Origin of the sequence: Nocardioides sp. REDSEA-S30_B4 (assembly GCF_001627265.1) — a bacterium.
Lineage (GTDB): Bacteria > Actinomycetota > Actinomycetes > Propionibacteriales > Nocardioidaceae > Nocardioides.
In genome coordinates this window covers 1-17,824 of record NZ_LUPI01000011.1, presented here as the reverse complement: position 1 = coordinate 17,824, position 17,824 = coordinate 1, and the positions used below count along the sequence as shown (strand labels likewise).

16 protein-coding genes, 1 tRNA gene, 1 rRNA gene and 1 pseudogene are annotated in these 17,824 nt (G+C 72.1%); 10 read left to right on the top strand and 9 right to left on the bottom strand.

The window, feature by feature from the left end; genetic code table 11:
- Both rrf and A6R01_RS03965 read left to right on the top strand, forming a co-directional pair.
- A 5S ribosomal RNA gene (rrf, locus tag A6R01_RS03970) occupies window positions 1-97 on the top strand; the annotation flags it as partial.
- Between the two features lie 63 nt (window positions 98-160).
- Window positions 161-1,099 carry a tetratricopeptide repeat protein gene (locus A6R01_RS03965; RefSeq protein ID WP_292603795.1) on the top strand — a complete coding sequence of 313 codons (939 nt, stop codon included), beginning with the start codon at window positions 161-163 and terminating at the stop codon, window positions 1,097-1,099.
- A 13-nt stretch (window positions 1,100-1,112) separates the two neighbouring features.
- Here A6R01_RS03965 and A6R01_RS03960 read toward each other — a convergent pair whose 3' ends face one another.
- Window positions 1,113-1,661, bottom strand: coding sequence for a hypothetical protein (locus tag A6R01_RS03960; protein WP_292603793.1), 549 nt, complete (start codon window positions 1,659-1,661; stop codon window positions 1,113-1,115).
- A 59-nt stretch (window positions 1,662-1,720) separates the two neighbouring features.
- Here A6R01_RS03960 and A6R01_RS03955 point away from each other — a divergent pair, with 59 nt between their 5' ends.
- Both A6R01_RS03955 and A6R01_RS03950 read left to right on the top strand, forming a co-directional pair.
- Entirely contained in the window at window positions 1,721-2,617 is an 897-nt protein-coding gene (locus A6R01_RS03955) for an alpha/beta hydrolase (protein WP_292603791.1), read from the top strand.
- Window positions 2,618-2,776: 159 nt separating this feature from the next.
- Window positions 2,777-3,295, top strand: coding sequence for a DUF3145 domain-containing protein (locus A6R01_RS03950; protein ID WP_292603790.1), 519 nt, complete (start codon window positions 2,777-2,779; stop codon window positions 3,293-3,295).
- A gap of 44 nt (window positions 3,296-3,339) precedes the next feature.
- Here A6R01_RS03950 and A6R01_RS03945 read toward each other — a convergent pair whose 3' ends face one another.
- The 7 genes and pseudogenes from A6R01_RS03945 to A6R01_RS03910 form a co-directional block, all read right to left on the bottom strand.
- The gene (locus A6R01_RS03945) at window positions 3,340-3,783 is read right to left on the bottom strand and encodes a hypothetical protein (RefSeq protein WP_292603799.1); all 444 of its coding nucleotides are present in this window, start codon (window positions 3,781-3,783) and stop codon (window positions 3,340-3,342) included.
- Window positions 3,784-3,884: 101 nt separating this feature from the next.
- Window positions 3,885-5,178, bottom strand: a pseudogene (locus A6R01_RS18235) (carboxyl transferase domain-containing protein).
- Window positions 5,178-6,443, bottom strand: coding sequence for a beta-ketoacyl-ACP synthase II (locus A6R01_RS03930; protein ID WP_292603786.1), 1,266 nt, complete (start codon window positions 6,441-6,443; stop codon window positions 5,178-5,180). The pseudogene A6R01_RS18235 and the gene A6R01_RS03930 overlap by 1 nt, the downstream one beginning before the upstream one ends.
- A complete protein-coding gene (locus A6R01_RS03925; RefSeq protein WP_300388654.1) occupies window positions 6,443-6,694 on the bottom strand; it encodes an acyl carrier protein in 252 nt (83 codons plus the stop codon). Before A6R01_RS03925 ends, A6R01_RS03930 begins: the two co-directional genes overlap by 1 nt.
- A gap of 90 nt (window positions 6,695-6,784) precedes the next feature.
- The gene (locus A6R01_RS03920; protein WP_292603784.1) at window positions 6,785-7,798 is read right to left on the bottom strand and encodes a beta-ketoacyl-ACP synthase III; all 1,014 of its coding nucleotides are present in this window, start codon (window positions 7,796-7,798) and stop codon (window positions 6,785-6,787) included.
- A complete protein-coding gene (locus tag A6R01_RS03915; RefSeq protein WP_292603782.1) occupies window positions 7,798-8,982 on the bottom strand; it encodes an acyltransferase domain-containing protein in 1,185 nt (394 codons plus the stop codon). The genes A6R01_RS03920 and A6R01_RS03915 overlap by 1 nt, the downstream gene beginning before the upstream one ends.
- 113 nt (window positions 8,983-9,095) lie before the next feature.
- Window positions 9,096-10,283: a CdaR family transcriptional regulator gene (locus A6R01_RS03910; protein WP_292603780.1), complete on the bottom strand. Its 1,188-nt coding sequence runs from the start codon at window positions 10,281-10,283 to the stop codon at window positions 9,096-9,098.
- A gap of 208 nt (window positions 10,284-10,491) precedes the next feature.
- Here A6R01_RS03910 and A6R01_RS03905 point away from each other — a divergent pair, with 208 nt between their 5' ends.
- Entirely contained in the window at window positions 10,492-11,448 is a 957-nt protein-coding gene (locus A6R01_RS03905; RefSeq protein WP_292603778.1) for an alpha/beta fold hydrolase, read from the top strand.
- Window positions 11,449-11,556: 108 nt separating this feature from the next.
- Here A6R01_RS03905 and aceE read toward each other — a convergent pair whose 3' ends face one another.
- The gene (gene aceE, locus A6R01_RS03900) at window positions 11,557-14,292 is read right to left on the bottom strand and encodes a pyruvate dehydrogenase (acetyl-transferring), homodimeric type (RefSeq protein ID WP_292603797.1); all 2,736 of its coding nucleotides are present in this window, start codon (window positions 14,290-14,292) and stop codon (window positions 11,557-11,559) included.
- A 280-nt stretch (window positions 14,293-14,572) separates the two neighbouring features.
- Between aceE and A6R01_RS03895 the strand changes: the two genes are divergently transcribed.
- The 5 genes from A6R01_RS03895 to A6R01_RS03875 form a co-directional block, all read left to right on the top strand.
- Window positions 14,573-15,013, top strand: coding sequence for a DUF3052 domain-containing protein (locus A6R01_RS03895; protein WP_292603776.1), 441 nt, complete (start codon window positions 14,573-14,575; stop codon window positions 15,011-15,013).
- Window positions 15,014-15,029: 16 nt separating this feature from the next.
- Window positions 15,030-16,649 carry an AMP-binding protein gene (locus tag A6R01_RS03890; RefSeq protein ID WP_292603774.1) on the top strand — a complete coding sequence of 540 codons (1,620 nt, stop codon included), beginning with the start codon at window positions 15,030-15,032 and terminating at the stop codon, window positions 16,647-16,649.
- Window positions 16,646-17,110, top strand: coding sequence for a peroxiredoxin (locus tag A6R01_RS03885; protein WP_292603772.1), 465 nt, complete (start codon window positions 16,646-16,648; stop codon window positions 17,108-17,110). The genes A6R01_RS03890 and A6R01_RS03885 overlap by 4 nt, the downstream gene beginning before the upstream one ends.
- Before the next feature lie 202 nt (window positions 17,111-17,312).
- Window positions 17,313-17,384: transfer RNA gene (locus tag A6R01_RS03880), tRNA-Val, on the top strand.
- A 237-nt stretch (window positions 17,385-17,621) separates the two neighbouring features.
- Window positions 17,622-17,824, top strand: a 203-nt coding sequence (locus A6R01_RS03875) for a TMEM165/GDT1 family protein (RefSeq protein ID WP_292603770.1), incomplete at its 3' end; no start/stop codon positions are given.

Here is a 17,824-nt window from a genome sequence, read left to right as displayed (position 1 = left end):
GGAAACACCCGGTCCCATCCCGAACCCGGAAGTTAAGCCTTTCAGCGCCGATGGTACTGCGACCGCGAGGTCGTGGGAGAGTAGGACGCCGCCGGACATACACTCCGTAGGGGCCACCGCCAGGTGGCCCCTACGTGCATTTGCGAGAGGAACCAACGACGTGGCTCAGGAACGCTCCGGGAACAACCCGTCGGGGCGCGGCGGACGTCCCGCGCGCGGCAACGACCAGCGTCGTGGCGGCGGGAGCGGCGACCAGCGCCGCGGTGCCGGCAGCGACCAGCGCGGCGGCCGTGGCGGCAGCGACCAGCGTCGTGGTGGCGAGGACAGGCGCGGAGGCGGCAAGCCCGGCGGCGGGCGCCCGTACTCGCGTCCGGGCCGTCCCGCTCGGGACGATCGCGCACCGCGGACGACCGAGCAGGCCGTCTACGACGGTCCCGACCTGCCCGAGCACGTGACCGGGAAGGAGCTGGACAAGCAGGTCGCCGCCCAGCTCAAGGGCCTGCCCGAGAAGCTCGCGTCCAGGGTCGCCCGCCACCTGGTGGCGGCCGGCATGCTGGTGGACGAGGACCCCGAGACCGCCTACCGACACGCGCTTGCGGCACGAGCGCGGGCGCCGCGCCTGGCCGTGGTGCGCGAGGCGGCCGGCGAGGCTGCGTACGCGGCGGGTCACTACTCCGAGGCGCTGGCCGAGCTGCGCGCCGCCAAGCGGATGAACGGTGCCACCGACTACCTGCCGATCATGGCGGACTGCCACCGTGCCCTCGGCCAGCCGCAGCAGGCCATCAAGCTCGCGCAGAGCCCGTCCGTGGCGAACTTCGCGGCGCCGGCGAAGGCCGAGATGACCATCGTCGAGGCCGGTGCACGTCGTGACATGGGGCAGCTCGACGCCGCCCTGCGCGTGCTCGAGCAGGCGCCCCTGATGAACAAGAGCCGGGAGCCCTGGGTGGTGCGGCTGCGCTACGCGTACGCCGACACCTTGGAGGCTGCCGGTCGCCCGACCGAGGCCCTGACCTGGTTCCACCGGACCGACGCCATCGACGCCGAGGAGCTCACCGACGCCGCCGCACGCGCGGCCTCACTGGAGTCCGCTTCCGAGTAGTGCTCCTGGCCGGTCAGGAGGCCGTGGGCGGCACGATCGCGACCACGGCGCTGGTGCCTGCGGGGCTGGTCCCGACGCGGAGGCCGCTGCGGTACGCCACCGACACCCGGCCGATGAACGCCGCCCCGGCCTCGTCGCCCGTCACCCTGAGCACCAGTGAGTCCTCCGGTCCCAGCTGCTGGCCATCGGGCTCCACCACCTCGCGACAGAAGACGGCGGCGTCGGCGGTGACGCTGACCGAACCTCCGCGGCACAGCAGCGGCTCCACCTCCACCGGCACCGTGGCGTCGGTGCGCACGTGGACCCCGCCGAGCCGCAGGATGCGGCCGTCCGCGGCGCCGGAGTAGACCCCGATGTAGACCGGCCTGCCCGGAGTCGTCACGGCCGTGACGTGCCCGTCCCTGACCGGGAGGTCGGCCGGGTGCGTCGCCCACCACGAGCCGGTGACCAGCAGCAGTGCCCCGCCTGCGAGCGCGACGGTGAGGCTGCGCCACCGATTGTGGCGCAGGCGGAGCGAACCGGTGCCTCCCGAGCGGCTCGGGGGAGGGGCGGCGTGGCTCATGAGCGCAGCGTAGGGGTACCCGAGCGCCGGCGGCTGAGAGGGCTGTCACACTACGGGGCGTGAAGGACGTGAAGAGACCAGCCCTCGAGGGGAGCGTGGCCGTGCGGGACGGCCGCCGCCTCAGCTTCGCCGAGTACGGCAGTCCGCGCGGCCCGGCGATCGTGTGGATGCACGGGACCCCCGGCGCGCGGCGCCAGATCCCGTTCGAGGCCCGGGCGTACGCGGAGCAGCACGGTCTGCGGATCATCGGCATCGACCGGCCCGGGATCGGCTCGTCGACGCCGCACCTCTACCCCGAGCTGCTGGACTGGGCCGGTGACCTCGAGCTGCTGCTCGACGCGCTGGCGGTCGACACGTTCCGGCTGATCGGGCTGTCCGGCGGCGGGCCGTACGTCCTGGCCGCGGGAGCGGCGCTCCCCGAGCGGGTGCAGGGCATCGGCGTGCTCGGCGGCGTGGCCCCGGTGCTGGGCCCGGACGCGGCCGCGGGTGGCGTGATCCAGCTGGCCCGGTGGCTCTCCCCGTTGCTGCGTGCCGGACGCGTGCCGCTCGGGGTGGCGCTGACCCAGCTGATCCGGCTCGCACGTCCCGTGGCCGGCCCCGGCCTGGACCTGTACGCCGCGGTGCAGCCGCCGGGCGACAAGAACCTCCTCGGACGCCCCGAGTTCAAGGCGATGTTCCTCGACGACCTCCTCAACGGCAGCCGCTTCCAGACCTCCGCCCCGATCCACGACCTGATCCTCTTCACCAGGGAGTGGGGCTTCGCGCTGGAGGACGTGAAGGTCCCGGTGCGCTGGTGGCACGGGGACGACGACCACATCGTGCCCTTCCACCACGGGGCGCACGTCGTGGACCGGCTGCCCGATGCCGCCATGAGCGTCATCGACGGGGAGAGCCACCTGGGGGGCCTGGGCATCGCCGAGGAGGTCCTCTCGACGGTGATGTCATTGGGTCGCTGACCCGCGACGCGTCCCGGGCAATACTGGTGCTCAGGGGCCTCATCGGTCACAATGGTCCCCACAACCACATACCGCACGTGCTGACCTGACGTCCAGGTCATCTCGATGACGAGCCCGCTGGGGAAGGCGTAGCTCGCGCCGGAGATGAAGGAGGTCCAGGTGACCACGAACACTGCCACCCGTTCCGCGACGAGGGGCGTCCTCTACGTGCACTCAGCGCCCTCGGCGCTGTGCCCGCACGTGGAGTGGGCCGTCGGCGGAGTCCTCGGTGCGCCCGTGAACCTCGACTGGACCCCTCAGCCCGCTCAGTCGGGCAGTTACCGCGCGGAGCTGTCGTGGACCGGCGGCGCCGGGACCGCCGCTGCCGTGGCCTCCGCCCTGCGGGGCTGGAACCACCTGCGCTTCGAGATCACCGAGGAGCCCACGCCGGGCACCGAGGGCAGCCGCTACTCCTACACCCCCGAGCTCGGGGTCTTCCACGCCGTCACCGGCCTGCACGGCGACATCCTCATCCCCGAGGACCGGCTCAAGGCGGCCGTGGTGAAGTCGGCCCTCGGCGAGGTCACGCTGCTCGAGGAGATCGACAAGCTGCTCGGCAAGCCGTGGGACGACGAGCTCGAGACGTTCCGGCACGCCGGGGACGGCGCGCCGGTCCGCTGGCTGCACCAGGTGGTCTGACTGTCTCCTGACCGCTCCGGCGCGGTCCAGCGTCCCTGGCGTGCTCAGCTGGCCTTGAGGCGGAAGTACGTCGGCTCGATCCACCCGTCGAAGGTGTCGAAGCCGACCTTGTAGGTGAACTTGCCGCGGAGCTTGAACTTCCCAGGCACGGTGTTCTCCCGGCAGAAGCGGAAGCGCTCCTTGCCCTTCTTCTTCGCCGCGCCCTCCAGCACGCCCCCGGAGGCGATGGTGACGCCGCGACGGTCGGTCAGGAAGGTCTCCAGCGCCCAGGTGTCGGCGTCCTCGGGCGGGTTGATCTTGTACTTGTAGCGGTAGTTGCGGCATCCCTCGTGGAGCATGCCGTTGCCTCGGAAGGTCTGCGCGAACTCCGCCATCGTCCGAGCCTTGCCGGCCGCCGGGACCGACGGGGCGAGCGTGATCACGAGCGCGCCGATCAGCGCGACCGCGAGAGCGAGCATCGGCCGGGTGATCGGCTGGTGCGTCGACATGATGGACCTCCCTGTGATGGACGTCATGACAACGTCACAGACCGGGCGGGGGTTACGCAAACCCTCGCCCGGCCTGATCCCATCCGGTCCGTGGGCGTCGATCAGAGCGGGATGTTGCCGTGGTGCCCCCGTCGTACGCCGTCGGCCTGGACGGCCGCGTCGATGGCCTCCGCGATCGCGCTGCGCGTGCGGGTGGGGTCGACGACCTCGTCCACGACCCCGATCTCGACGGCCTTGTCGACGCCGCCGGCGATCCGCTCGTGCTCGGCGGCCAGCTCGGCCTCGACCTGGGGACGGATCTCGGGCGACACCTCGGCCAGGCGCCTGCGGTGGAGGATGCGCACCGCGGCCACGGCACCCATCACGGCCACCTCGGCGCCGGGCCAGGCCAGCACCTTCGTCGCCCCCAGGGAGCGGGAGTTCATGGCGATGTAGGCCCCGCCGTAGGTCTTGCGGGTCACCAGGGTGACGCGCGGGACCACGCACTCGCCGAAGGCGTGCAGCAGCTTGGCGCCGCGACGCACCACGCCGTCCCACTCCTGGCCCACGCCGGGGAGGTAGCCCGGGACGTCGACGACGACGACCAGGGGGATGGCGAAGGCGTCGCACATGCGGACGAACCGGCTGGCCTTCTCCGCCGACAGCGAGTCCAGGCAGCCGCCGAGCCGCAACGGGTTGTTGGCGACCACGCCGACGGTGCGGCCGCCGAGCCGACCGAGGGCGGTGACGATGTTGGGGGCCCACCGGGCGTGCAGCTCCTGGACCGAGCCCTCGTCGAGCAGCGACTCCACGAGCGGGTGCACGTCGTAGGCGCGCTTGCGGGACTCGGGCAGCAGTGCGCTCGGGCCCGCCGAGCCGGAGCATGTCGACGTCCTCGCCGGTCACCGAGCGCACGACGTCGGGCCCGGTCACGAAGATCCTGCCCTCGGGCCCGAGGATGACGACGTCGGTCAGTGCCGGACCGTAGGCGGCGCCGCCGGCGGCGGGACCGAGCACGACGGAGACCTGCGGGATGCGGCCGGACGCCTGGGTCATGACCTGGAAGATCCGGCCCACCGCGTGGAGGCTGAGCACGCCCTCGGCCAGGCGTGCCCCGCCGGAGTGCCACAGCCCGATGATCGGGACCCGGTCGGTCATCGCGCGGTGGTAGGCGTCGACGACCACTCGGCAGCCGAGGTCGCCCATCGCGCCGCCCATGACGGTGGGGTCGGAGCAGAAGGCCACGACGGGGGCGCCCTGCACGGTGCCGACGGCGGCGAGCATGCCCGAGTCGTCGTCGGGGGAGATCGGCTCGAGGCTGCCCTCGTCGAGGAGCGCCCCCAACCGCTTGAGCGGGTGGCGCGGGTCCTCCTCCCGGGGCGGCTTGGCGGCGGGTCGGTCCTGGGTCACGGTCATCAGACGCTCCCGAAGGCCACCGCGACGTTGGCGCCGCCGAAGCCGAAGCTGTTGTTGAGGGCGACGATGTCGCCCAGAGGCAGGTCGCGGGCCTTGGTCGCGATGTCCAGGTCGACCTGCGGGTCCTGCTCGTCGAGGTTGATCGTGGGCGGGCTGACCCGGTGGTGGACGGCCATCACCGTCGCGACCGCCTCGAGGGCGCCGGCCCCGCCGAGCAGGTGCCCGGTCATGGACTTGGTGGAGGTCACGACCACGTCCGTGGCGTGCGAGCCGAGGGTGGCGTGCAGCATCAGGCCCTCGGCGACGTCGCCCTGGGGGGTGGACGTCGCGTGGGCGTTGACGTGCGCGACGTCGGCGGGGTCGATGTCGCCCTCGACCAGGGCGCGGGCGATTGCCCGGGTGCCACCCCGGCCCTGGGGGTCGGGTTGGGCGATGTCGTGGGAGTCGGCCGTGACGCCCGCGCCGAGCACGGTCGCGTAGACGCGGGCCCCACGGGCCCGAGCGTGCTCCTCGGTCTCCAGGACCAGGCAGCCGGCGCCCTCGCCCAGCACGAAGCCGTCACGCCCGGTGTCCCACGGTCGGGAGACCGTCGTGGGGTCGCCCCCCTCGGGGCCGCTGGCGGTCTTCGACAGCGCCATCATGTTGGCGAAGGCGGCGATGTTGAGCGGGTGGATCGCCGCCTCGGTGCCGCCGACCACGACGACGTCGGCACGGCCCAGCCGCAGCTGGTCCAGGCCCAAGGCGATCGCCTCGTTGCCCGAGGCGCACGCCGAGACCGGGGTGCTGGCGAAGGCGCGGGCCCCCACCATCAGGCTGATCGTGGCGGCCGGTGCGTTGGGCATCAGCATCGGTACGGCCAGCGGCGAGACCCGCCGCGGCCCCTTCTCCAGCATCGTGTCGTAATTCGACAGCAGCGTGGTCACGCCGCCGATGCCGGAGGCGAAGGCCACCCCCACGCGGTCGCCGTCCAGGCCCCCCTCGTCGGCCGTGCCCTCGAGGCCCGCGTCGGCCCAGGCCTGGGTGGCCGCGACCATCGCGAGCTGCGAGGAGCGGTCCAGGCGGCGGGCCTTGACCCGCTCGAGGACCTCGGTGGGCTCGACGGCCACCCGTCCGGCGATCCGGACGGGCAGGTCGGCGGCCCACTCCTCGGTGAGTGCCCGCACCCCGGAGCGGCCTGCCAGCAGGGCCTCCCAGGTGGAGGGCACGTCACCGCCGACGGGTGAGGTGACCCCGAGACCGGTGACGACGACGCGTGTGGAGGCCATCAGGCGGCGGAGGCGCGCTCGATGTAGGCCACGGCGTCACCGACGGTCTTGAGGTTCTTGACCTCGTCGTCGGGGATGGAGACGCCGAACTTCTCCTCGGCGGCGACGACGACCTCGACCATGGACAGGGAGTCGACGTCGAGGTCGTCGACGAAGGACTTGTCGAGCTGCACGTCGTCGGCGTCGACACCGGCGACCTCGTTGACGATCTCGGCGAGGTCGCTGCGGATCTCCTCGGTGGTGGCCATCAGGTGGTTCTCCTTCTCGTGGGGTGCTGCTGCGGGTGAGTGGCTGTGCTGTGGTGCTGCTGTGCTGTGGTGGTGCGGCCCGGACCCGGCGGGTCAGGGCACGACGACGACCTGGGCGGCGTACGCCAGGCCGGCGCCGAAGGCGATGAGCAGGGCGGTGTCCCCGGAGCGGGCCTCGCCCGCGGTGAGCATCCGGTCCAGCGCGAGCGGGATGGAGGCGGCCGAGGTGTTGCCCTGGTCGATGATGTCGCGGGCGATGCGCACGCTCTCGGGGAGCTTCATCGACCGTGCCATGGCGTCGGTGATGCGCATGTTGGCCTGGTGGGGCACGAAGCAGTCGAGGTCCTCCACGGACACTCCCGCACGGTCGAGCGCCTGCAGGCCGACCTTGGCCATCGCGAACGACGCCCAGCGGAAGACCGCGTTGCCCTGCATCACCAGGTGGGGCATCCGCGGGTTGTCGGAGGACAGCACGTCGCGCCAGTCCTCGCGGTTGCGGATCAGGTCGAACTGCTCGCCGTCGGAGCCCCACACGACCGGACCGATGCCCGGGACCTCGCTGGGCCCCACGACCGCGGCGCCGGCGCCGTCGGCGAAGATGAAGGCGGTGCCCCGGTCGGTGGGGTCGGTCATCTCCGAGAGCTTCTCGACGCCGATGACGAGCACGTGCCGGGCACTGCCGGCCCGGACCATGTCCGAGGCCAGCGCGATGCCGTGACAGAAGCCCGCGCACGCCGCCGAGACGTCGTACGCCGCTGCCTGCTCGGTGCCGAGCTCGTGCGCGACCGCCGTGGCCAGTGCGGGGGTCTGCAGGAAGTGACTGACCGTGGCGACCACGACGCAGTCGACCTGGCGCGGGTCGATCCCCGACCGCTCGAGCGCCTGCCGGGAGGCGGCGACGGCCATCACCTGGACGGTCTCCTCGGGCGTGGCCCAGCGCCGGCTCGCGATGCCCGAGCGCTGCCGGATCCACTCGTCGCTGGAGTCGATCGCGTCGACGACCTCGCTGTTGGGGACGACCCGGCTGGGGCGGTAGGCGCCGATGCCGAGGAGGGCCGCGTGCGGGGCGCCCTGCTGGGCGAGGAGCCCGGTGGCGGTGACCGGCATCAGGCGGCACCCTCGGGGTGCAGGCGCAGCAGCGGCTGGCCGGGTGAGACGAGGTCGCCGTCCTCGACGAGCCACTCGACGACCTGGCCGCCGTGGGCGGCGGTGACCGAGACGGTGTCGCGGAGGCTGGCCACGCCGCCGATCGGCGCGCCGGCGCTGAGGACGTCGCGGTCGGCGGCCTCGGCGTCGAGGTGGAAGGTGCCCTTGGCGGGGGAGACGACCATCCGCCAGGTGGGCGTGGTCTCCATCCCCGCGGACTCGCCGTGGCGGTCGCAGAAGGCGCGTGCCTCGTCGAGCTGGTCGGGGGACTTGAGGGCGAAGGTCTCCACACCCTTGAGCTGGCGCTTGAGGATGCCGGTGAGCGTGCCCGCGGGAGGCATCTCGAGGACGCCGGTGACCCCGAGGTCGGCCATCGTCTCCATGCACAGGTCCCAGCGGACCGGGGAGGCGATCTGCCCGACGATGCGGGCCAGGACGTCGCGACCGTCGTGCACGACGCGGCCGTCGCGGTTGGAGATCACGCGGGTGCGCGGGTCGTGGACCGAGACCGAACGGGCCAGCGAGGCCAGGTGGTCCACGGCGGGCGCCATGTGGTGGGTGTGGAAGGCACCGGCCACCGAGAGCGGCATCAGGCGCGCCTTGGCCGGTGGGTCGGCCTTGAGGGCGGCGAGCTGCTCGAGGGTGCCGGCGGCGACCACCTGGCCGGGGCCGTTGTCGTTGGCCGCGGTCAGGCCGTGACGCTCCAGCGCGGAAGCGACCTCGTCCGGGTCGCCGCCGAGCAGGGCTGTCATGCCGGTCGGCGTCATCGCGGCGGCGCGCGCCATGGCCAGCCCGCGCTCGCGGACCAGCACCATCGCCTGCTCGGCGGTGATGGCCCGGGCACCCGCGGCGGCCGCGATCTCGCCCACGCTGTGGCCCGCGACGGCACCGATCCGGTCGAAGGCGTCGCCGGGGTGCGGGAACAGCTGGAGGGCGGCGACGAGCCCGGTGGCGACCAGCAGCGGCTGGGCGACCTCGGTCGCCCGGATGGTCTCGGCGTCGGAGGTGGTGCCGTGCTCGACCAGGTCCAGCCCGGCCACGGTCGAGAGCCACTCGAAGCGCGCGGCGAAGGCCGGGTCCTCGAGCCAGGGGGTGAGGAAACCGGGGGTCTGGGCCCCTTGACCGGGGGCGACGATGACGAGCACGGGGTCACTGTGCCTGGTAGGAGGTCGACGATTCACGCGGGACATCGACGAAGTTGAGCGGTCGATTGTTGTGGGGATCCTACAAAGGGAGCCAGAGGTGCGGCGGCGAGCGCTCAGTGCCCCGCCTGCCGACCGAGGATCAGTGCGAGCTGGAGCGCGAGCCCACCTCGAGGCGTCGTCGGGTCGTGCCCGGTGAGCTCGGTGATCCGACGCAGCCGGTAGCGCACGGTGTTGGCGTGGACGAACAGCGTGCGTGCCGCGGCCTCGATCGAGCGCGAGCCCTCGAGGTAGGCGCGCAGGGTCTCCAGGGCCTCGCCGGACTCCAGGAGTGCGAGGTAGACCTCCTCGACGAGGTGCCGTCGCGCGTGGCCGTCGCCGCCGAGAACGCGCTCGGGGAGCAGCTCGTCGGCGAGGACCGGCCGCGGGGCGTCCGGCCAGCCGGGGACCACCCGGAACGCCGACTGCGCCGTGCGAGCCGAGTGCTGCGCCTCGGCGAGGTCGGCCACCGAGGGGCCGACGACGACGGGGGAGCCGGGGTCGAAGACGTCGAGCAGGGCGGTGCCGGCGGCGCGGGGGTCGTGGGCGCCGCCGAGCAGGAGCACGAGCCGGTCGCCCTGCACCGCGCACAGGGCGTCGAGGTCGAGGGATCGCGCGAGGTGCCGTGCGTGCTCGAAGAGGTCCGCCTCCGAGCGCTGCGCGGGCACGCGGCCGATGACGACGCACGCCTCGCCGCGGGCACGCCAGCCGAGCGCGCTGGCGCGCGAGAGCAGGGTCTCGTCGGTCTCGGCACGCAGCACCGCGTCGACGACCAGGGCCTCGAGGCGGGCGTCCCAGGCGCCCCGGGCCTCGGCGGCACGGGCGTAGACCTCCGCCGTGGCGAAGGCGACCTCCCGGGCGTAGCGGAGGATCGCCGCGTGGACCGCCTCGGCGTCCTCGCCCTCGAGCACGTCGTCCACCGACGCCTCCACCACGTCGATGGAGAGGCGGACCAGGTCCACGGTCTGCTGCAGGGTGATGACGCCGGCCAGTGCGCGTGGCGCCGCCCCGAAGACCGTGGCGGCCAGCTCCGTGCCGCCCTGGGGAGTCCCCAGGGTCGGGCCGCCGGCGGCGTACCACTCGACGAAGTTCTGCACGCCGGCCTGGACGATCACCCCGACCCAGGAGCGGTCCTGGGCGCTGAGCTCGGAGAACCACGGCAGCTGCTCCTCCATGCCGGCGGTCGCCGCGGTGCTCAGGGCACCGGCGGAACGCCGCAGGCGGCTGGCCGCGGAGGCGCGAGGGGGCAGGGGAGCGCGCGGCACGTCGCCACCGTAGGTCATGCGGGTCCCGGTCGGGTGCCCACGCTCCGTCCGCTTTCCGGACCTGATCGGTCCGGTGTGGTCACGCACGGGTCAAGAAACCATGAACGCCCTTACGTACAAGGGAAATCTGCGTGACAGTGGACCCACGCAACCGTGCACAGCGGGCTCCGGCTCGGTGGACGCGGCCCGCGCGATGCGAGGAGGCCCGGTGTCGAGCACCCCCCACGAGGTCCAGTACCTCACGATCCACAGCCACCGACGCGCCTTCGTGAAGGTCGGCGAGGGGCCCGCGCTGCTGCTGCTGCACGGACTCGGCTGCGACCACACCACGTGGGAGCCGGTGATCGACGACCTCGCCAAGCGCTTCACCGTCATCGCGCCCGACCTGCTCGGCCACGGGCTCTCGGCCAAGCCGCGCGCCGACTACAGCGTCGGCGGCTACGCCAACGGCGTCCGCGACCTGCTGGCGGTCCTGGGCATCGACAAGGTCACGGTGGTGGGCCACAGCTTCGGCGGCGGCGTGGCCATGCAGTTCGCCTACCAGTTCCCCGAGCGCACCGAGCGGGTCGTGCTGGTCGCCTCGGGCGGTCTCGGTCCCGAGGTGTCGCCCGCCATCCGGGCGATCACCACGCCGGGCTTCCACCAGGCCATGGGTGTCGCCACGCTCCCGGGGGTGCGCCACCTCGGCGTCGCCGGCATGAAGGCGCTGTCCTCGCTGCCGCTCAAGGCCACCCACGACCTCGACGAGGTCGCCGCCATCTACGACTCCTTCAAGGACCCCGCCGCGCGGGCTGCGATCCGCCACGTCGTGCGTGCCGTGGTCGACTGGCGCGGGCAGATCGTCACCATGGCCGATCGCGCGTACCTGACCCAGGCGATGCCCATGTGCGTGGTCTGGGGCCGCGACGACAGGGTCATCCCGGTCCGGCACGCCAGCCTGGCGGCCGCCATGGCCCCGCGTTCCCGCATCGAGGTGATCCCCAACAGCGGGCACTTCCCGCACAAGGACCACCCGCAGCGCTTCGCGCGGATCGTCACCGACTTCGTGCGCACCACCCAGCCCGCGACCTACTCACGGGCCAGGTGGCGCCAGCTGCTGCGCAACGGCTACGTGCCGCCCGTGGGTCCGGTCGAGCTGCTGGCGGAGGCCACTCCCGGCGCTTGAGGCTGCTCTCCGCCTCTCCGGGTCTCGTGGCTCGCTGCGCTTGCACCTCGACCAGCGGATCACCGGTGGTCGAGGTGCGACGAGCGCCAGCGAGGAGCCTCGAGACCCCTACGCGTCCCCGCCCTCCTGCTTGACGCCCTTGGTGGCGGTGGGGTCGTCGATCTTGTAGCGGTCGAAGGCCTTCTGCACGAGGCCGGGGTCGATCTCCCCGGCGTCGGCGAGCGCCTGCAGGCTGCGCACCACGACCGACTCGGCGTCGATGTGGAAGAAGCGCCGCGCCGCCGGCCGGGTGTCGGCGAAGCCGAAGCCGTCCGCGCCGAGCACGCAGTAGTCGCCGGGCACCCAGCGCGCGATCTGCATCGGCACCGCGGACATGTAGTCCGACACCGCCACGAAGGGGCCGTCGGCCACCGCCAGGGTGTCGGCGACGTACGCCGTGCGCGGGGTGTCGCCGGGGTGCAGGAGGTTCCACTCCTCGGCGGCCAGGGCGTCGCGGGCCAGCTCGTTCCAGGACGTCACCGACCAGGTGTCGGCCTGCACGCCCCAGTCCTCGGCGAGCATCGTCGCGGCGCGGTCGACCCACGGGAAGCCGACGCCGGAGGCCATCAGCTGGACCCGCGGCCCGTCGCCGGAGGCGGTCGACACCCGGTGGATCCCCTTGAGGATCCCCTCGACGTCCACGTCCTCGGGCTGCGCGGGCTGGGGGACCGGCTCGTTGTAGACGGTGAGGTAGTAGATGACGTCCTCGCCGAGCGGGTGCTCCTCGGAGGTGCCGTACATCCGCTCGAGCCCCGACTTCATGATGTGGGTGATCTCGTAGGCGAAGGCCGGGTCGTAGTGCACGACGGCCGGGTTGGTCGCCGCGAGCAGCGGCGAGTGGCCGTCGGCGTGCTGGAGCCCCTCGCCGGTCAGCGTGGTGCGGCCCGCGGTGGCGCCGATGAGGAAGCCACGCGCGAGCTGGTCGGCCATCGCCCAGACCGAGTCACCGGTGCGCTGGAAGCCGAACATCGAGTAGAAGATGTAGAAGGGGATCATCGGCTCGCCGTGCGTGGAGTACGCCGACCCCGCGGCCGTCGCCGAGGCCATCGCGCCGGCCTCGGAGATGCCCTCGTGCAGGAGCTGTCCCTGCTCGGACTCGGTGTACTTCAGCAGCAGCTTGCGGTCCACGGACTCGTAGCGCTGGCCCTGGGGGTTGTAGACCTTCGCGCTCGGGAACATCGAGTCCATGCCGAAGGTGCGGTACTCGTCGGGGGCGATCGGGACGATCCGCTTGCCGATGCCCGGGTCGCGCATCCAGTCCTTGAGCAGGCGCACCACGGCCATGGTGGTGGCCACGGAGTTCTTGCCCGAGCCCTTCTTCAGCTCGTCGTAGACCTTGTCCTCGGGCAGCGTGAGGGGCTTGGCGCGGACGACGCGCTTGGGCAGCGAGCCGCCGAGCTCCTCGCGCCGGTGGCGCATGTACTCCATCTCGGGGGAGTTCTCGCCAGGGTGGAAGAACGGCGCGGCACCGGTCTCCTCGTAGGACCGCTCGAGGTCGCGGTCGGAGATCGGGAGGTAGAGGCGGTCCCGGAACTTCTTCAGGTCGTCCGGGGTCAGCTTCTTCATCTGGTGGGTGGCGTTCTTGCCCTCGAGGGCGTCGATCGTCCACCCCTTGACCGTCTTGGCCAGGATCACCGTGGGCTGGCCGCGGTGCTTGGCGGCGGCGTCGAAGGCGGCGTACACCTTGCGGTAGTCGTGGCCACCGCGCGGCAGCTTCTGGATCTGGGTGTCGCTCATGTGCTCGACCATCTTGCGCAGCCGCGGGTCGGAGCCGAAGAAGTTCTCCCGGACGTAGGCGCCGTCCTCGACCGAGTAGGTCTGGAACGCGCCGTCGGGGGTGGAGTTCATCTTGTTGACGAGCACGCCGTCGACGTCGCGGGCGAGCAGGTCGTCCCAGCCCTGGCCCCAGATGACCTTGATGACGTTCCAGCCGGCGCCGCGGAAGTTCGACTCCAGCTCCTGGATGATCTTGCCGTTGCCGGTCACCGGGCCGTCGAGCTGCTGGAGGTTGCAGTTGACCACCCAGGTGAGGTTGTCCAGCTCCTCGCGGGCCGCGACCCGGATGGCGCCCAGCGACTCCGGCTCGGCCATCTCGCCGTCGCCGAGGAAGGCGTAGACGTTCTGCTGCGAGGTGTCCTTGATGCCGCGGTTGTGCATGTAGCGGTTGAACCGGGCCTGGTAGATCGAGTTGATCGCGGTCAGGCCCATCGAGACGGTCGGGAACTCCCAGAACTCCGGCATCAGGCGCGGGTGGGGGTACGACGACAGGCCGGCGCCCCGGCCGTGCTGGACCTCCTGGCGGAACCGGTAGAGCTGCTCCTCGGTGAGGCGGCCCTCGAGGAAGGCGCGGGCGTAGATGCCGGGGGAGGCGTGGCCCTGGATGAAGACCTGGTCGCCGCCGCCCTCGTGGTCCTTGCCGCGGAAGAAGTGGTTGAAGCCGACCTCGTAGAGGCTCGCCGAGGACTGGTAGGTGGCGATGTGGCCGCCGACCTCGAGGCCCTTGCGGTTGGCGCTGGAGACCATGACCGCGGCGTTCCAGCGGAGGAAGGCGCGGATGCGCTGCTCGACCTCGTAGTCGCCGGGGAACCACGGCTCCCGCTCGGGCGGGATGGTGTTGATGTAGTCGGTGCTGCGCAGCGCGGGCACGCCGACCTGGGTCTCGCGCGCCCGCTCGAGCAGGCGCAGCATGACGTAGCGCGCCCGGTCCCGACCGCGCTCGTCGAGCATCGCGTCGAAGGAGGCGATCCAGTCGGCGGTCTCGTCGGGGTCGATGTCCGGCAGCTGCGTGGGCAGGCCCTCGTGGATGACCGACGGGGTGCTGCCGGTGCGGGTGCCAGGAACGGTGGATGAGTCGTCTGTCACCCGGCCATCGTGGCACGCACCTGGGGGTAAGGGTATTTACCCGTGAGTAGTCACGCAGGCGGTGCGCGGACGTCCGCTGAGCGGTGCGCAGATGTGGGGAAGAGGTTGCGGAAGGCCCGGGAGTCCGGTGGACTAGCACCCACGATCCGGCGTCATCAGACGTCGTCGGGTCGACAACCGACTGACGCGGCCACCGGACGGCCGGGGATACGAGGAGGCGCTGGTGAGCTCGACCGCGGGTGGCGGGTCCACCCAGACAGGCCCTGCGAACGACGTGGCGGACCGGCTCGGACTGAGCCAAGGCATGGTCGTGCAGGAGCTGGGCTGGGACTCCGACACCGATGACGAGCTCCGCGTGGCCGTCGAGGACGCCATCGACGCCGACATGGTCGACGGCGACTACGGCAACGTCGTGGACGCCGTCCTGCTGTGGTGGCGCGAGGAGGACGGCGACCTGGTCGACGGCCTCGTCGACGCGCTCACCGACCTGGTCGGCGGCGGGTCCATCTGGCTGCTGACCCCGAAGGTCGGACGCCCCAACAGCGTCGACGCCTCCGTGGTCGCCGAGGCCGCACCGATCGCCGGTCTGTCGCAGACGACCACCGCGACGGTCTCCAAGGACTGGGCGGCCACCCGCCTGGTGGCTCCCAAGACCCCTGCCTGACGCTAGTCTCCCGGGCGTGCTCTCCAAGGTCGTCCAGGGTGTCGGTGCTGCCGCCACCAGCGTGAAGGTGCTGGGGAAGGCCGGGGTCATCCGGCCCTACTCCCCGGCGGTGCTCGCCCGGCTCGGGCTGATGCTGCGCGAGTGGGGGACAGGCCCGGCCGGTGGGTTCGCCTCGCTGGCGATCCGTCACCCCGACGCGGTCGGCATCATCGACGAGCGCGGCCAGCTGACCTGGGGCGAGCTGCACCGCCGCTCCAACGCCCTGGCCCGTGGCCTGGCCGCCCAGGGTGTCGGCGAGGGCGACGCGGTCGCGGTGATGTGCCGCAACCACCGCGGGTTCGTGGAGACCTCGATCGCCACGGCCAAGCTGGGCGCCGACGTCCTCTACCTCAACACCGCGTTCTCCGGTCCCCAGCTGCGCGAGCTGCTCGAGCGCGACCGCCCGGAGGCCCTCGTGCTCGACGAGGAGTTCAGCGGCCTCCTGGAGGGCATCGACGTTCCCGTCACGGTCCTGGGCTGGTGCGACGACGACGCGCCGACGCTGCCCACCCTCGACGGCCTGATCGCCGACCACGACGCCGGCGACCTCTCCGCGCCCGGCCGCCACGGCCGGATCATCATCCTCACCTCCGGCACCACCGGTACGCCGAAGGGCGCACCCCGCTCGGAGGCCGGTGTCGACGCGGCGGTCTCGCTGCTCTCGCTGATGCCGCTGCACGCCGGCTGGCGCACCCACGTGGCCGCGCCGCTGTTCCACACCTGGGGCTTCGGCCACATGGCGCTGGGCATGCTGCTCGGCTCGACGCTGGTGCTGCGTCGGCGCTTCGACCCCGAGGAGTGCCTGCGCACCGTCCAGGACGAGCGCTGCGAGTCGATCGTGGTCATCCCCGTCATGCTGCAGCGCATCCTGGCGCTGCCCGCCGAGGTGCTCGACCGCTACGACCTGTCCCGCGTGGAGGTCGTCGCCTCCTCGGGGTCCGCGCTGCCCGGCGAGCTGGCGCTGACGTGGATGGACCGCTTCGGCGACAACCTGTACTCCACCTACGGCTCGACCGAGGTCGCCTACGCGGCCGTGGCCGGCCCGCGCGACCTGCGGGAGTCGCCGTCGACGGCCGGGCGCCCGCCGTACGCCACCGTCGTGAAGATCCTCGACGACCAGGGATGCCCGGTCCCCGACGGCGAGCCGGGGCGGATCTTCGTCGGCAACGGCCTGCTCTTCGAGGGCTACACCGGCGGTGGCAGCAAGGAGGTCGTCGACGGGCTGATGTCGACCGGCGATGTCGGGCGGTTCCGCGAGGACGGCCGGCTCTACGTCGAGGGGCGCGACGACGAGATGATCGTCTCCGGCGGTGAGAACGTCTTCCCCAAGGAGGTCGAGGACTGCATCGCCCGCCACGACGAAGTGGTCGAGGTGGCCGCGGTCGGCGTCGAGGACGACGAGTTCGGCCAGCGGCTGCGCGCCTTCGTGGTGCGTCGTGAGGGCTCCTCGCTCGACGAGGAGGGCGTCAAGGGGTGGGTGAAGGAGAACCTCGCGCGCTACAAGGTGCCGCGCGACGTGGTCTTCCTCGACGAGCTGCCCCGCAACGCCACCGGCAAGGTGCTCAAGCGCGAGCTGAGCCAGCGGGACGACGCGTGAGCGGCCTGCGCATCGGCGACCCCGCACCGGACTTCACGCTGCGCGACCAGTTCGGCCAGGACGTGTCGCTGTCGTCGTACCGCGGCACCAAGGCGGTGGCGATGCTGTTCTACCCCTACGCCTTCTCCGGCGTCTGCACCGGCGAGATGGCCGGCATCCGTGACAGGCTCGCGGACTTCATGACCTTCGACACCGAGGTCCTGGCGATCTCGTGCGACCCGATGTTCGCGCTGCGCGCGTTCGCCGACGCCGACGGGCTGAACTTCCCGCTGCTCTCGGACTTCTGGCCGCACGGGGAGGTCTCGCGCGCCTACGACGTCTTCGACGAGCGCAACGGCTGCCCGCGCCGCTCCTCCTACGTCGTGGACCGCGAGGGGGCGATCCGGTGGGCCGTGCACAACGCGATGCCCGAGGGGCGCGACCTGGACGAGCACCTGCGCCAGCTCGCCGACGCCGTCTGAGGCATCATCTCAGCGGCCGGTGCCGTGATGGTCTGGACCGGATCCGGGTTTTTCCCTTGCAGCACGGGGTTTTCGCGGATCGACCACGTACGGTAGGGGACGTCGAACCGCTGGTGACCCGAGACGCCAGCGGTTCGACTCATTTCAGGGGCATGCCGTTTCCGCGGCCGGGCCCCGCCCTCGGTAGGGTCCTGCCTCGCACGGGCGTATAGCTCAGCGGTAGAGCACCTCGCTTACAACGAGGTGGTCGGGGGTTCGATCCCCTCTGCGCCCACCCGAGCGCCACCCATGCGTGCGCCGCGGTCCGCGGCCTGTAGGGTGGTGCCCACGAGAGGGAGTAGTCCCCAACAGCCGTGTCGACACACTGGCTGCCCGGTCCGCCGGGCGCCCGGCACGGCAGGCCACCTCCGGTGGCGGACGAGACTTTCGGCCGGATCACGCACCCCAGATGCGCCCGGCCGGAGGCGCGTCCCCAGGTCGCCCAGAGGCCGGGCACGAGAGGACACCTTCGATGTACGCCTTCCTGCTGAGCACCGCGGTCATCTTCGTCGCCGAGCTCGGCGACAAGTCCCAGCTGATGGCGATGACCTTCGCCGCGCGCTACCGCGCGCGTGACGTGCTCATCGGCATCACGGTCGCGACCGCGCTCGTCCACCTGGCCTCGGTCGGGATCGGCTACTGGGTCGGCGACACGTTCGCCGACCACCAGGGCGC

Excerpts from the sequence above, each read along its gene's own strand:
- A6R01_RS03930 (WP_292603786.1), bottom strand. The coding sequence starts at position 6,443 with ATGGCCTCCACACGCGTCGTCGTCACCGGTCTCGGGGTCACCTCACCC.
- A6R01_RS03920 (WP_292603784.1), bottom strand. The coding sequence starts at position 7,798 with ATGCCGGTCACCGCCACCGGGCTCCTCGCCCAGCAGGGCGCCCCGCAC.
- A6R01_RS03960 (WP_292603793.1), bottom strand. The coding sequence starts at position 1,661 with ATGAGCCACGCCGCCCCTCCCCCGAGCCGCTCGGGAGGCACCGGTTCG.
- A6R01_RS03945 (WP_292603799.1), bottom strand. The coding sequence starts at position 3,783 with ATGTCGACGCACCAGCCGATCACCCGGCCGATGCTCGCTCTCGCGGTC.